Raw genomic sequence first — 14,602 nt, forward strand, 5'->3', positions numbered from 1 at the left:
TCTAGCAAACGATTATTGCTGTTTTGTTCACGATAAATATCTATGATTTGGATTATTTTTTCTAATGATTATTTTGGTTTTATTGTACCTTGAACCCAAACTCAAGTCAGACTATGATAAATGAGAATTAATATCATAAAGATGTTGTAAACATGATGTCACTTGCTGTACCGCTGCTTTTCATGAGCTTGCTTGGATTTAAATTAAAACTCCCTTATGGGTTATTGATTGGATTAATCATACTGACGCTATTGCTAGGCTGGCTTGGTAACATCAGCTTATTACCAGTGTTGGTGGTGCTGTTCTTTATGTCTCCGCTCTTGCTGGCGACAAAGCGAGCGCAATGGCAGAGCATGTTGTTCTGTGTTGGTTGCTTGTTGCCCCAACTGTTGCAATTTGTGATGTTAAATCAGCGATGAGTGGCCGTGTGTTGCAATGTTCACTCTCATCTAAGCTGGTGTTTATTTTACTGAAGAATTAAGGATAGAGTTTTTGCTCTACCCTTAAGAGTCCGCAGGATTCTAGAGTGGAAATTGTGCCATTTCGGTAGCCAAAATCTGTTCTGCAATATAGTGATGGGTTGCCGTCGTTGGATGAGTGACCTCCCAGAATACAAAGCGATCTGAGCCTTGCTTAGCACACTCTGCAGAAAGCGAGTGAGAAAGCAGGTAATCGGCGGCAGAGCTTCGTCGAATATCTAAGCAAGGCGTACTCGCGTGGGCAAACCCATGTTTCTCCGGCTGAGTCGTGATGCTGTCAAACAGTGCATAAGCATCAAACAACGCTACCCGAATACCTTGCATTTGGTAGTAGCGAGCTTGCTCGCGGATAAAGGCATTCATACCGATGATTTTGCTGCGCACCGTATCAATTTGCTCTTGCGTGGTATATTGAAATTGCGGAGCGCGAGTTGCGTCCGGCAAGGTGATCAGAACAAGATTTTTTGCTCCCGCATCAATAAGACGGATCAGTGCTGAACTGTAATCGGCTTTGACATCCGCCAATGAACGGTTGTAGTTCATAAAGTCATTCAGGCCAAACTCCAAGGTAAACAAGCTATTTTCAGGCTGATAGTTTTTAGCCAATCGCATATAAGAGAGATAAGAACTGACCTGCTCGTAAACACCTGTTAATGCCACATACTGGTTACGCCCTGCTGCGCCACCAACGGCCCAGTTATACAGAGGTACATTCAAACCTTGTGCTAGGTATTCGGTCCAAACGAATCCATTCGAAAAATGGCCTAGGAACCATGAGTCAGGGTTGGGGAAGCGCCACTGCGAAGCATTGAAAATGTTGCCTGTATCGGAAAGGCTATCGCCAAACGCGATCACTTTGCTGATTCGGTTAGGCTGAACTTGCGGATCATTACTCCAAATAGTGTGGTTGTATGAAAAGCGATGATCGGCAGCGAAATAGGTAATATCAGCATAACCATGGTTGATGTCTAACGTCTCTTCGCAGCGTTCTAAAAGGGTCTCTGGCCGGGTCGTCGTGTAAAACATGTTTTTTTGTCGAACACTCGACCACCAATAACCCTCGATAGTGTAATAGCTACCATCCGCATTCTTTGCCCACTCCCAAGTTGTGTAGGGGTCATCATGGGTGGCTGCAGGACGATACCAACAACGCACATAGGTATAGGTTTGCTGACCTTGTACTTGTTCTACTTGAGCTCGGCTAAGTGGTTGTATCTCTAGATTTTCCCACGGTTCGGTAGCGGCGGAGGCTGTTAGGCTGGCTAGACCAGCAATCAAGGTGAAGAGCTTTGTTTTCATAGTTTGTCTTCTTATTGGTTGAATAAACAGATTGGCGATCTGGTCAGATCTGTTTGTATTGTGAATGAGACATTCATCGGGTCAATGAAAAATCGCCAATGGCATCTTTAGCTTGGAAGTAAGATCAACAGTTGCTTGTTTAATCACTAATGGGATTTTTCGGAGAGGTTTTTAATTTAGGTTCAGAAATAAATTTAAAAATAATATCTAGCATCGGTTTCTGTAAATTAATTCAGACTAATTTAGTTCAATTTAAATTAGAGTCGTTAAATAATATAAATATTATGGATTGTTATTTTAGTAAAAGATTATTTTCCAATAAATAAAAAGTCTTTAGAGGGTGAAAACTGTGATCTGCTGTGAATTTTTAAATTTACCGTATTTTACATTTAGAAACATAAGTGATATTTCAGTAAGTATGTGGTGGCAGAAGTTATATAATGCATTTCTGCTGAAAGGATACGCGGGTACAGCCACACGCAAACTCAAGGATGACGAGGGTAACCCATGAGACACAATCAAAATGGGTATATTCTGATTACTTGGAAATACAGTAATATTACTCAATTTTACTCAAAATATAATAGATGGCTTATTAGCACCTATTAATATGAGTGCTTGGTGTATTATTCGTTATTTTAGTAATTTGAGTATAAGTCACTTTGTTTGAAAATCTCATCTTGTAATAACACAAAAAAATAGCAGGATCAGAGAGGTTTATATGCCAAAACTCAATCGTAGTACAATCGCGATATTCACGATATTAAGTGCAATATCCAGTCCAACTCTGTTGGCGAATATTAATGAACCGAGTGGCGAAGCGGTGGGTATTATTAGCCAAGTCACTGATAATCATGTAATAAAATATTTCAATGCTGCTGATTGGCAAGCTGAAGACAACGCATTACCGAGCTTAGCTGAGCTGCGCGATTTGGTGATTAACCAGCAAAAACGCGTTTTGGTTGATTTCAGTCAGATCAGTGATGCTGAAGGTCAAGCAGAGATGCAAGCCAAATTCAGAAAGGCTTACGGGGTAGGCTTTGCTAATCAATTTATTGTCATCACTGAACATAAAGGGGAGCTGCTGTTTACACCTTTTGATCAGGCAGAAGAAGTTGACCCTCAATTACTCGAAGCGCCGCGAACTGCTCGCTTATTAGCTCGCTCTGGTTTTGCAAGCCCGGCACCGGCAAACAGCGAGACGAATACCTTGCCGCATGTGGCTTTCTACATCAGTGTTAACCGTGCGATCAGCGATGAAGAGTGTACCTTCAACAACTCTTGGTTGTGGAAAAACGAAAAAGGCAGTCGACCGTTCTGTAAAGATGCTAATATCTCATTGATTTATCGAGTTAACTTAGAACGATCGTTGCAATACGGCATTGTTGGCTCCGCCACACCGGATGCCAAAATTGTACGGATCAGCTTAGATGACGACAGCACAGGCGCGGGGATTCATCTGAATGATCAACTCGGTTATCGCCAGTTTGGTGCCAGTTACACCACCTTAGACGCCTATTTCCGTGAATGGTCAACCGATGCAATTGCGCAAGATTATCGTTTTGACTTTAGTACCTCAAATAGCAAAGCGCAGATCTTAAAAACCTTCCCTGTCAGTAACGTCAACGCTAATTTTGAGCGTAAAGAAGTGTCAGGCTTTGAGTTGGGGGTATCTGGTGGGGTAGAAGCGGATAAAAATGGTCCGAAAGCGAAGCTTGAAGCGAAAGCCAGTTACACGCAAAGCCGTTGGCTAACCTACAACACGCAGGATTACCGTATTGAGCGTAACGCGAAAAATGCGCAAAACGTCAGCTTTACTTGGAATCGCCAGCAATATGCCACGGCAGAATCGCTACTCAATCGTTCGACTGATGCGCTGTGGGTAAATACCTACCCAGTTGATGTGAATCGTATCAGCCCACTCAGTTACGCGAGTTTTGTGCCGAAAATGGATGTGATTTATAAAGCCTCACCGAAAGAAACGGGTAGCACGGATTTTGTGATCGATTCTTCAGTCAATATCCGCCCAATCTATAACGGTGCTTATAAGCACTACTATGTGGTGGGTGCTCATCAGTCCTACCATGGCTTTGAAGAGACTCCACGTCGCCGAATCACTAAATCGGCAAGTTTTACCGTCGATTGGGATCACCCAGTGTTCACTGGCGGTCGCCCTGTGAACCTACAACTTGCCAGCTTCAACAACCGCTGTATTGAAGTGGGTTCTCAAGGTCGCTTAACTGCCAATACGTGTGATAGCCAGCAAGCAACACAATCCCTCATCTACGATCAGCTTGGTCGTTATGTGAGTGCGAGTAACACCAAGCTTTGTCTCGATGGTGCTGCATTAGATGCGCTGCAAACCTGTAACCAAAACCTGACTCAACGTTGGGAGTGGCGCGAAGGTACTGATGAACTGAGCAATGTGTACAGTGGCGAGTCGCTTGGACATGACAAACAAACCGGTGAGCTTGGCCTGTATGCTGCCAGCAACGATGCTGTAAGTTTACGTACTATCACTGCTTATACAGATGTGTTCAATGCACATGAAAGCTCTCCGATTTTGGGTTACACGCAAGGAAAAATGAACCAGCAGCGCGTTGGACAAGATCATAGATTATATGTGCGAGTAGGAGCCGCCATCGATGCGTTAGGTTCCGCCCCTGATTTATTGGTTGGTGGTAAGGGGGGCAGTTTGAGCTCGGTGGACCTTGCGGGCGTGAAATCTATCACAGCAACCTCTGGCGATTTCCAATATGGAGGCCAGCAGTTGGTGGCTTTGACATTTACCTATCAAGATGGACGTCAACAAACGTTAGGCTCGAAATCATATGTCACTAATGCTCACGAAGATCGTTTTGAGTTAGCTGATGCTGCTAAGATCACTCAACTGAGAATCTGGGCTGATGATTGGTTAGTGAAAGGGGTTCAATTTGATTTGAACTAGGAACCTTAAAAGTGGAAGCATGCCCTGAAATTTCGGGGCATTTTATGTATTTAATGTTTTTTATTCACACATTTGTCGACTTAACAATTCAGAAGCCGAATAATTTTGCCATACTACTTCAAGGGCTGATTTTCTTTTGATGATTAGCCTGCCCTTTCATACTAGGGTAAAAATACGCAATAACAATATAAGGCGCGATTCACGCGCTTTTGATGTTTGTCGATGACCCTACAATCTTTACAGGTCGGCAAGCATTGTGACTTCTGAATGATAGGTACGAGACATGATCATCAATAAATTTTCTCTGAAATGGATGCTAGTAATCGCAGTGGCGATCCCTGTGATTGCGCTACTGTTTGTGGCTTTCACCAGTTTAAACACTATGTCAGCTATGCAAGCTCAATCCAACAGCTTGTATGCCAACACAGCAGCTCCGATGCGCGCAATGGCAGAGGCAACGTCGCGTATTCCTCGGATGCGAGTTGGGATTGATATGATGTTGCTGCAAGAAACAGCACTCAAAGATGCGAAAGGGGTGTTAAAACGAGTCGAAGAGGCTCGTACCGAAGATATCCCAGAAATGCGCCAAGCAATGCAACTCGCGGTCGATTCTCAGGTGAACCCAGAACTTAAAGAGCAGGCACGTAAACTTCAAGCTCGCTTTGAACAAATGGTTCGTGAAGAGTTAGAACCTATGTTACAAGCCTTTGCGAATAACGATATGACCACTGCGCAAAATATTTACCGCGATAAATACGCTCCGACCTATGGTGAAATGCGTAAACAAGCTAATCAAATCCTTGATACGCTTTTGCAGCAAGCGGAGCAGCAAAACCTAGCCAGTGTGGAAAGTTTTGAAGCAGGGCGCACCAAAAAAATGGTAATTATTGCGGCAGGGTTGGTGATTTCGTTTATCACTTCATTAATCATCATTACTAACTTACGCAGTCGAGTGGCTTACCTGAAAGATCGCATGAGTTCTGCAGCGGCTAATCTTTCACTGCGTACCCGATTGGAGTTGGATGGTAACGATGAACTGTGTGACATCGGCAACAGCTTCAATGCGTTTATTGATAAAGTACATCATTCGATTGAAGAAGTGGCAGAAAACTCAAAAGAACTGGCGACGATGGCTTCTAGTGTGTCGCAGCGCGCGCACATGACTCAGTCTAACTGTGCTTCACAGCGAGACAGAACGGTGCAAGTGGCGACTGCTATTCATGAGCTAGGTGCGACAGTTTCTGAAATTGCTTCCAATGCAGCTATGGCTGCCGATGTCGCGAAGCAAGCGACATTACATTCTGGTGAAGGGAAAAAAGTGGTGGGTGAAGTTCAAAATCGGATCCAAACTCTGGTGAATGAACTTGATAATGCCACTCAAGTCGTCGCGTCATTGGCGACCCAAATCAACGGTATTAGCTCAACACTCGATACCATTCGCAGCATTTCTGAACAGACTAACCTATTGGCACTTAACGCTGCGATTGAAGCGGCGCGAGCGGGTGAGCAAGGTCGTGGTTTTGCGGTGGTCGCGGATGAAGTTCGTACACTGGCAAGTCGTTCGGCGGCATCAACGGAAGAGATCCAGCAAGTGATTAATCGCCTCCAAACCGAGTCAACTCGCGCAGTGGAAGCAATGGAAAAAGGTCGCTCACAAAGTGATGCAGTGGTCGAATTCTCCGCGAAAGCGAACCAATCTCTCTCCGAGATCAACAGCCAAATTGACCAGATTAATGATCAGAACATTCAAGTTGCGACAGCAACTGAAGAACAATCAACCGTGGTGGAAGACATTAACCGTAACGTTGAAGACATTAACCAACTGACGACAGAAACCTCGCATGTCGCGGATGAGTTAAGTCGAGCCAGTGCCAACTTGCAACGTTTGTCTTCACAGTTGGATAAATTGGTGGGCAGTTTTGAGCTGTAAGTTGATTTACTGAGCTAACCTCATTTTTCCCAGCCCCAACCAGCGTTGGGGTTGTTTTTTGTGTTCATAAATATGGCTGTTAATTTCTCTGTTATGTCAAAAAAGGGGCACCCGAAGGTGCCCAAATCCACGGAAGAAGAAAGAATTACAGTTTGACTTTGACGGTTGTGGTAGTGACTGCGCCGCGGTCATCCATCACTTTGAGCCGCACATCATGGTGACCATAGCTTGGGAAAATCGCAGTAAACATGCGACCACGCTTGATTTTACCATTCGGCAGTGTCCATTCGGTGTCAACAATACGGCCATCACTGTCGGTGCTGGTTGACCACATGGTGACCCAGCGACCTAAATGGATATAGTTGGCACTGGCTTGTGGTAACGCATTCGGTGTGTCCACTTTAATGGTTTGCTGATGAGTATCGCTATCGCCTTTGTCATCCGTCACCGTCAAAGTGACCGAGTAACTGCCCGCTTTGGTATAAGACCAAGTTGGAGCGGCTTCGGTACTGGTTTTACCGTTACCAAAATCCCACAAATAGCTGACGATATTGCCATCGCTATCACTACTGGTGTTTTGTGACGTCACAGAGAGCCCCTCGACTTTCAGTTCAAAGCGAGCCACAGGCGCGATATTTTCCGTGGTGACTTTCGACAAGCGAACAACACCGTACTCATTCTCTTTACTTTGTGAGAGCAGGTCGATCTTCAAACCAAATGGCATTACTTTGCGGCCAGAATCTGGAGCTTGAGGCGAGCTGTAATCTTGATCGTCCGAGAACGAGGCATTCGCGGTTAAGTTCATATCTTCCAGCGTATTGCCATCAGCCGTGACCAGTTTGAGCGGCGCTTGATCAAAGAGTGAGAAGGTTGCATCACGCACTTGGAAACGCGTTTGTGCCACTTCCCCTGTTTTTGACCAGATCAAGGCATTTTGGTCGGCATCGACAACGCCTAGCCAGCCTTCACCCGGATGTTTGCCAACCCAGTTATCCGCGTAAGATTCGTCCACATACCACACCAGCAAGCCCGGTTCGAATGACATCAGTTGCCCGAAGCGTTTCAAATTGGCTAAGCCTTGGTCTACGTCATTGTGGCTTCGCCATTGCAGCAAGTAATAGTGATTGGCTTCGTGGAAGCCACCATTTTTGGTGAAACCTTGGAACGCAAAGCTGGATGTGCCTTCTGCGTTATCGATCAAGCTCTGATTACCATCCACCTCAAGGCGTAAGTCATCGACATACAGACCTTCCATGGCCAGACCGCCATCCGTCAAATAATCAAATGCCAGCTCAACGGTTTGGCCTGTCCAAGCCGAGAGATCAAATTGCGCATCTACCCAGCCATCAGATTGGCCTGAGATCGCAGGCACTAAACCTGATTTAAACGGATCATCCATCGTCGTGATATTACCGGCAATCGGTTTACCGTTAATCAGCACACGCGCGTAGTCGTAATCTTTTTCAATCTGGAACCACGCTTTAAAGCGCAACGTGGCTTGGCTACCTGCTGGGATCGTCAATGGACGGCTCATGCGGTTTTTCAGATCATCGCCACGGTTCGAGTAGAAGGAGAACTCGCCTTCAGCAGGTTTAATGCCATCAACCCGTTTCATCGGCAGAGTCACTTTCACCATGTTCGGGCGTGAGTTATCTGTGGTTTGGAACAGCGTAACCACGCGCGGTTTGGCTTCTAACTCATTAATCGAAAGCTGCTCATGGTTAATCCAGCGTCCGCCAATCGAGTTTTGTAAGAACTGCTTAGCCCATGAACTGAAAGCGGTGGGCTGTGTACCGCCAATTTTGCCCGCCCAACTGCCAGATGACATGATTGACCAATAAGAGACGGGCTCTCCCGTACCTGTGTACTGGGTGTCATATTCATCGGGCAGACCTAAATCGTGACCATATTCGTGGGCACACACGCCGGCGGCCGCATCAATCGGTTGAATGGTGTAATCAAAGGCAGCGAATTGGCCATTGAAGCGTCCTGGAACGTTGCTTTTCGTGCCTTCAAGAACATGATAGCGGCCGAGGTTAAAGCGGTGTGACCAAATCGCATCCGCGCCCAACACACCACCACCCGCTTCTTCACCAACAGAGGCATGGAAAATCATCAAGTGGTCTATCACGCCATCTGGCTCACGGAAATTACCGTTACCGTTGTAGTCATAGCGATCTTCGATATCGTAATCGGCAAGGTTAATGTTTGGGTCGCGCGCAAGTTGATCCAGTGCTTCGCGAACCAGCTCCCGAGCATTCATATCATTATTGGTACCGGGAGAGTTGCCACCGTAATAAGCCGCATTTTTTGAGGCACGATACCATCCTGCTGCTTGACCGGAGACACTGTAGCTGTTGCCAGATTCACTCTCGTAATATTGACGCATTGAGATAAAGTTTTCACCGTTTGGACCGGTATAGCCTTTGTCCGAGAACAGCAAATCTTGGTAGTGAGAAGGCTCATAACGATCGTAGAGCATCTCAGTATGCTCTTTAGTCAAGCGGTTATCATCCCAAGGAAGATCCGGGAAATCGATCAATAGCGCGAGCACTTTGTCCGTGCGCTTTTGACCAACATCTAAAGCAAAAACACGCGCCTTGTGCGGGCCTTTTTGCTTATCGATCACTTTAAGAATTTTCGCACGCTGCTCGAGCGCTTTCTTACCAAATTGCGCATCACCTTTGAAGCCGGAGCGAATTTTCTCCTCCAGATAACGTTCTAGCGCAATACGTTTATCAACGTCAGAGGCATCGGCAGGAATTTGTCCGGTGCGGACTAACATTTCAATTAATTTATCCTCATTCACCACGCCTAAATCAATGGGTGTTTGAGCATATAATCCACTGCTGAAAAAACTGGCTACGGCGGCAGCTAATAGCGTTTTTTTGATCGTTTTCATTTTATTTCCTTAATATTTCCTTATTTAAGGTGTGAAAAGGCCAGCCGAAAATAACAATCTTCGGTTAACCAGATTGGGTGATGGTTATGGCGATTTTGGATTAATACAGCGTGGCTTTAATTCAGGGTTTTCACCTAAAGAAGAGGATTCGCTATCAGCTTTGATATCGTTATTCTTATTATTAAACCTTTGCTGTAAGTAGAGGGATAATGCTTTTTGTTGCTGCTCATAAGAAAGCCCTTCGCAGATAATGCCTTGTTCAATCAAGGCATTAATTAGCTTTTCATCATTAGGCTGGGCATTAGCAAATAATAAGGTGGAATAGCAGATTACCCATAATCCAAATAGGGTGCGCATAGTACACATCCATATGTAAAGTATTTGTAACAATTTATGGCTGGCGATAATTCATAGCAAGTCTGAATTATTCATTGTTTGGCATGACATCACATTTACAACAAACTCAGTGAACAAATTACCAATCGGTTAAATTACAAATATGACAATTAAATATTCACATGATTAGCATTAATAAATAATATCTATGTCGATATAAAATATCGTAATTGTTAGTTTGGTCTTGTAAATGGTGTAATTGTTTTTCAAGAGGAAATCTGCGAGAAATGAGCGTTCTATGAATATATGTAAAATGCCATTAATTTATTGACGAATAAACAAAGGGAAATAATTTGATCTTGCTTCATTTATTTCCTTTCTATTTGAATCTGCGGTGGTGTTGGCTTCGTTCACCCCAATCATATAGTTTGTCTATGCTCATAGGGATGAACTCACTTACCGCCCACCTGCAACTACAAGTGGCTTGGGGATAGTTTCGGTATGGGCAATATTCGATTTAACTGAAAAAGCTCGGTGTTAATCTGTTACAAAGAGGGGGTTGGGCAACGAATCGAGAGCGGATTGAAGCCTTATACTGCAAGCGTTGGCTAGAATTCAGTTATATTTTTCACCCCGTATTGCACCCTGTAACTAAACATGCTTTATTGAAATCAGAAATACTTTTTTACAGGGCGTGGTTATGTGTCGCTGGCTGGCTTATCAAGGGAGCCCCATCTATTTAGAGCAGTTGGTTTATCAACCAGAGCATTCGTTAGTTCACCAAAGTCTGGAAGCGCGTAAAGCGGTAACACGAGTCAACGCGGATGGATTTGGCCTAGGTTGGTACACAGAGCGCAGCACGCCGGGACGCTTCCACGAAGTGTTACCGGCTTGGGGAGATGAGAATCTACGCTCATTGGCTCACCATATTCGCTCACATCGCTTTATGGCTCACGTTCGTTCATCGACGGGCACGCAAGTATCGCGTTCAAACTGTCATCCCTTCATGTATAACCACTGGATGTTTCTGCATAACGGCCAAATTGGTGACTATTGCGCAGTGAAATATGAGCTGGAGCGCTCACTGCCTGAGCATTTATACATTCGGCGCATCGGTACGACAGACAGCGAATTGATTTTCTTGTTGATGCTCAAAAATGGTTTAGAGCGAGATCCGGTGGCATCCATTCGCCAAACCATTGCGGAAATAGAAGCCTTGATGGTCGTAAAAAGCGTCGTGTTACCGTTTAAAGCCTCTATTTGTCTCTCTGATGGTCAACAGTTTTGGCTGGTTCGTTACAGTACCGATGGTCAACCGCCGACGGTTTACCGCAAACCTTGGCAAGATGGAATCATCTTAGCTTCCGAACCCTTGGATGCTTGTCCTAATTGGTTATTGGTAGAGCCGCAAACCATTACGCATGTGCTTGGGGCAGAGTGTCAGTCATACCTTATTTAAGCTATACCCTTCCTACTTGAAGCTGCAGCGGTGTTGGCTACATTCGTTCTCCCCAATCACATAGTCTATCTATGCTCATGGGGATTATGAGAGCCATCCTTGGCTCTCACCAAAGGCCAGCCGATGGCTGTGCAAATTTGTTCCAGACAAATTTGTCACTCACTTGCCACCTACCTGCAACTCCAAGTGGTTTGGGTATAAATCAAATTCATTAAATGAATCTTGTAGACCCTTGCTATTGATAAGAATTGGCGAGGGTTTGTGCATTTCTAAATTGTTCAACGATATCTTCCCTCACACAGTTGCATTGCCAAGTTGGTTTTGATTATAGTACGCACTCTCTTAATGAGAATAAGTATCAAAATGATTCCGCTTGCTTATCTCAACCACCTTCGGAAGGAACATATGAAATCTCGTATTCATTGGGCTGCATTAGGATTATTGGCTGCGTTTGCTGCACAAGCAGAGACAGTAACGATTGAACATCGCTTGGGTAAAACCACCCTTGAGCAGAAACCGCAACGTGTAGTGGTTATTGGTGTGGGTGCTCTGGACGCTATCGACAGTTTCGGTATTGAGCCAGTTGCTGTTTCCAAATTTGATGGTACTCCTGACTATCTTGCCAAATACAAGAGTGATAAGTATCCAAGTGCAGGTTCGTTGTTTGAGCCAGATTTTGAAACGATTTATACCCAAAAACCGGATCTGATTGTGATTGGGCCGCGTGCATCGAAAAGCTACGACGAGCTATCAAAAATTGCACCGACCATCGTTTTTGCTGCTGAAGCTGACCAAGGTTATTGGGAAAGCACTCAACAGCAGTGGCGTAATCTAGGCAAAGTGTTTGCGATTGAACCTGCGGTCGAGGCCAAAATTGAGCAAGTTGACGCGCAATTTAAATCCATCATGCAATACAACCAACAACATAAAAGTGATGTGATGTTGGTCATGAGCTCTGGCGGCAACCTGACGACTTTTGGTGCCAATTCACGCTTCTCTTCGGTGTACAAAGATTTTGGATTTAGTGAAACCGTGCCAGTCAGCAAAGAGAGCAGCCATGGTGATCTGATCTCATTTGAGTACATCCGTGAACACAACCCGAAAACCTTGCTGGTGGTTGACCGAGATAAAGTGGTTACTAAAGGTGAAACCAATATTCGTCAAACCTTTGAAAATGATCTGGTTAAAGCCACCACAGCTTACAAAAACGGCCATATTGCTTATCTCGATGTGAATGCTTGGTACATCGCTATCTCTGGCGTGAAAGCGACAGAGCAGATGGTTGCCGACATGAAAGCGTCAGTTGGTATGCAGTAGATAAGCACGGAGGAGGGGGAACTCTCCTCTTGCTGACAGGCTGAGGTTTACTTTGAAAAAGTTATTGCTTGTTTTAGTTGTTATTAGTTTTTGTTCCCTGTTTGTTGGCGTGGGCAATTTATCCCTCGCAGCCTTGTTTCAAGGTGATGAGTCAGCTTGGCAGTTACTGCTGACTAGCCGAGTCCCCCGATTATTAGCGATTTTGCTCTCCGGTGCGGGTTTAAGCATCGCGGGTCTTATCATGCAGCAAGTGAGTCAAAACCGATTTGCCTCACCATCGACTTCCGGCACGATTGAGTGTGCCATGCTCGGTTACGTGCTTAGCCTAGCTCTGTTTGGCCATGGTCAAAACCTCTGGTTGATTTTCGGCGTCTCCATGTTGGGTACGCTGGTCTTTGTGTTTTTCATTCAGCTCATTCAGTTTAAAAACGTCATTTTCGTGCCGCTGATCGGCATCATCTTTGGCAATGTGATTGACTCGTTAGCGACCTTTATTGCCTACAAATATGATGCTATCCAAAATCTCTCCGGTTGGGCTATCGCCAATTTTGCCAACCTGCTTAAAGGGGATTTTGAACTGCTTTATATCGCAATCCCGGTGGCTATTTTCAGCTATTTGTATGCCGCACGCATTTCTGCCGTGGGGATGGGGAAAGATTTTGCGACCAATCTGGGGTTGAATTATCAACAGGTCATTATCATCGGTGTGGCCTTAGTCTCCATCATGTCGGCGACCGTGGTCATGATTGTCGGTCAACTGCCTTTCTTGGGCTTGATTGTGCCTAATCTAGTCAGCCTCTATTACGGCGATAATTTGCGTAAAAATATTCCGCGCACTGCCATTTTCGGGGCGATGTTCGTGTTGTTATGTGATTTAGTGGGGCGCGTCATCATCTTCCCGTATGAAGTCCCCATCTCTATGATCATCAGTATTTTGGGTGGCTCGGTGTTTATAGCTTTGATTTTGCGAGGGCAGCGTCATGCAGGATAGAACTAAATTACTGCTGCTGATCGCGATTTCTCTGCTGTTTGCGGCGCTGTTTATTGGTGTCGGGCTCAATGCGGACAACTACCATTATTTTTTATCGCGTCGCGTGCCGAAAGTGTTGGCTATGGTCTTTGCTGGCATTGCGATTGCGCAGTCGTCGTTGGCGTTTCAAACCATCACCCATAACCGTATTTTAACGCCGAGTATCATGGGGTTTGATGCTTTATACATGTTCACCCAAGTGTTGGTTGTAGTGCTGTTTGGGGGCATGAGCAGTATTGCGATGAACGTGTACTGGAATTTTTCACTGTCGGTGGCGGCGATGCTCAGTTTCTCGACGCTGCTGTTTGCCTTTTATTTCCGAAGTGGGCATCGCAACTTGATTGTGCTGTTACTGCTTGGGGTGATTTTAGGCCAGCTTTTTTCCAGCATCGCCTCTTTCTTTGTGATGTTGATGGATCCGAACGATTTTGCTTCGGTACAGGCTAACATGTTCGCCAGCTTTAATAACGTCAACACCAAGTTGGTGTATGTGGTGTCGCCTCTGCTGCTGTTGGCTTGCGTGCTGTTGTTCCGTCAGCATCGTGTGCTCGATGTGTTCTGGTTAGATAAAGATAACGCGGTGAGTTTAGGTGTCGATGTACACAAAGTGACGCGTAATGTTTTGCTGATCAGCGCGCTGCTGATTTCGATTTCCACCGCTCTGGTCGGGCCCATTCTGTTTTTTGGGCTGCTGGTGACCAACCTGACTCGTGAATGGTTCCACTCTTATCGTCACTCCACCTTGCTGCTTGCAACCTCGGCGATGTCGGTGTGCGCCCTATTATCAGGCCAATGGATCATCGAAAAAGTGTTTCATTTCGGGACCACCTTGAGTGTGGTGATCAATTTTATCGGCGGGATCTATTTCCTCTCGCTGTTACTTCGCAATAAAGTGGTTTAGTA

At 45.2% G+C, this 14,602-nt stretch carries 10 protein-coding genes; 7 read left to right on the forward strand and 3 right to left on the reverse strand.

From position 1 onward, the window contains the following. Nucleotides 1-152: 152 nt before the first annotated feature. The gene (locus CEQ48_RS04095) at nucleotides 153-419 is read left to right on the forward strand and encodes a hypothetical protein (RefSeq protein ID WP_089070336.1); all 267 of its coding nucleotides are present in this window, start codon (nucleotides 153-155) and stop codon (nucleotides 417-419) included. 102 nt (nucleotides 420-521) lie between these two features. On the opposite strand, the gene CEQ48_RS04100 is transcribed toward CEQ48_RS04095, so the two are convergent. Next, nucleotides 522-1,778 carry an SGNH/GDSL hydrolase family protein gene (locus tag CEQ48_RS04100; protein ID WP_089070337.1) on the reverse strand — a complete coding sequence of 419 codons (1,257 nt, stop codon included), beginning with the start codon at nucleotides 1,776-1,778 and terminating at the stop codon, nucleotides 522-524. Between the two features lie 721 nt (nucleotides 1,779-2,499). Between CEQ48_RS04100 and hlyA the strand changes: the two genes are divergently transcribed. Both hlyA and CEQ48_RS04110 read left to right on the forward strand, forming a co-directional pair. Continuing rightward, nucleotides 2,500-4,725, forward strand: a complete 2,226-nt coding sequence (gene hlyA, locus CEQ48_RS04105; RefSeq protein WP_089070338.1) for a cytolysin VCC — start codon at nucleotides 2,500-2,502, stop codon at nucleotides 4,723-4,725. 283 nt (nucleotides 4,726-5,008) lie between these two features. After that, nucleotides 5,009-6,655: a methyl-accepting chemotaxis protein gene (locus CEQ48_RS04110; RefSeq protein ID WP_089070339.1), complete on the forward strand. Its 1,647-nt coding sequence runs from the start codon at nucleotides 5,009-5,011 to the stop codon at nucleotides 6,653-6,655. Nucleotides 6,656-6,800: 145 nt separating this feature from the next. Here the strand turns inward: CEQ48_RS04110 and prtV are convergent, their stop codons facing one another. Both prtV and CEQ48_RS04120 read right to left on the reverse strand, forming a co-directional pair. Next, nucleotides 6,801-9,557 carry a M6 family metalloprotease PrtV gene (gene prtV, locus CEQ48_RS04115; RefSeq protein ID WP_089070340.1) on the reverse strand — a complete coding sequence of 919 codons (2,757 nt, stop codon included), beginning with the start codon at nucleotides 9,555-9,557 and terminating at the stop codon, nucleotides 6,801-6,803. 84 nt (nucleotides 9,558-9,641) lie between these two features. Next, nucleotides 9,642-9,914, reverse strand: coding sequence for a hypothetical protein (locus CEQ48_RS04120; RefSeq protein ID WP_198301083.1), 273 nt, complete (start codon nucleotides 9,912-9,914; stop codon nucleotides 9,642-9,644). 679 nt (nucleotides 9,915-10,593) lie between these two features. On the opposite strand from CEQ48_RS04120, the gene CEQ48_RS04125 reads away from it, so the two are divergent. The 4 genes from CEQ48_RS04125 (at nucleotide 10,594) to vctG (ending at nucleotide 14,600) form a co-directional block, all read left to right on the forward strand. Then, nucleotides 10,594-11,352 carry a class II glutamine amidotransferase gene (locus CEQ48_RS04125; protein ID WP_000336884.1) on the forward strand — a complete coding sequence of 253 codons (759 nt, stop codon included), beginning with the start codon at nucleotides 10,594-10,596 and terminating at the stop codon, nucleotides 11,350-11,352. 405 nt (nucleotides 11,353-11,757) lie between these two features. Next, entirely contained in the window at nucleotides 11,758-12,669 is a 912-nt protein-coding gene (gene vctP / locus CEQ48_RS04130; RefSeq protein WP_198301084.1) for a siderophore ABC transporter substrate-binding protein, read from the forward strand. A gap of 52 nt (nucleotides 12,670-12,721) precedes the next feature. Next, nucleotides 12,722-13,660 (forward strand): iron chelate uptake ABC transporter permease subunit VctD, encoded by a 939-nt coding sequence (vctD, locus tag CEQ48_RS04135; protein WP_089070343.1) that lies wholly within the window; start codon nucleotides 12,722-12,724, stop codon nucleotides 13,658-13,660. Then, nucleotides 13,650-14,600, forward strand: a complete 951-nt coding sequence (gene vctG / locus CEQ48_RS04140; protein ID WP_089070344.1) for an iron chelate uptake ABC transporter permease subunit VctG — start codon at nucleotides 13,650-13,652, stop codon at nucleotides 14,598-14,600. The genes vctD and vctG overlap by 11 nt, the downstream gene beginning before the upstream one ends. Nucleotides 14,601-14,602: the final 2 nt, after the last annotated feature.

Origin of the sequence: Vibrio tarriae (assembly GCF_002216685.1) — a bacterium.
Taxonomy (GTDB): Bacteria; Pseudomonadota; Gammaproteobacteria; order Enterobacterales; family Vibrionaceae; genus Vibrio; species Vibrio tarriae.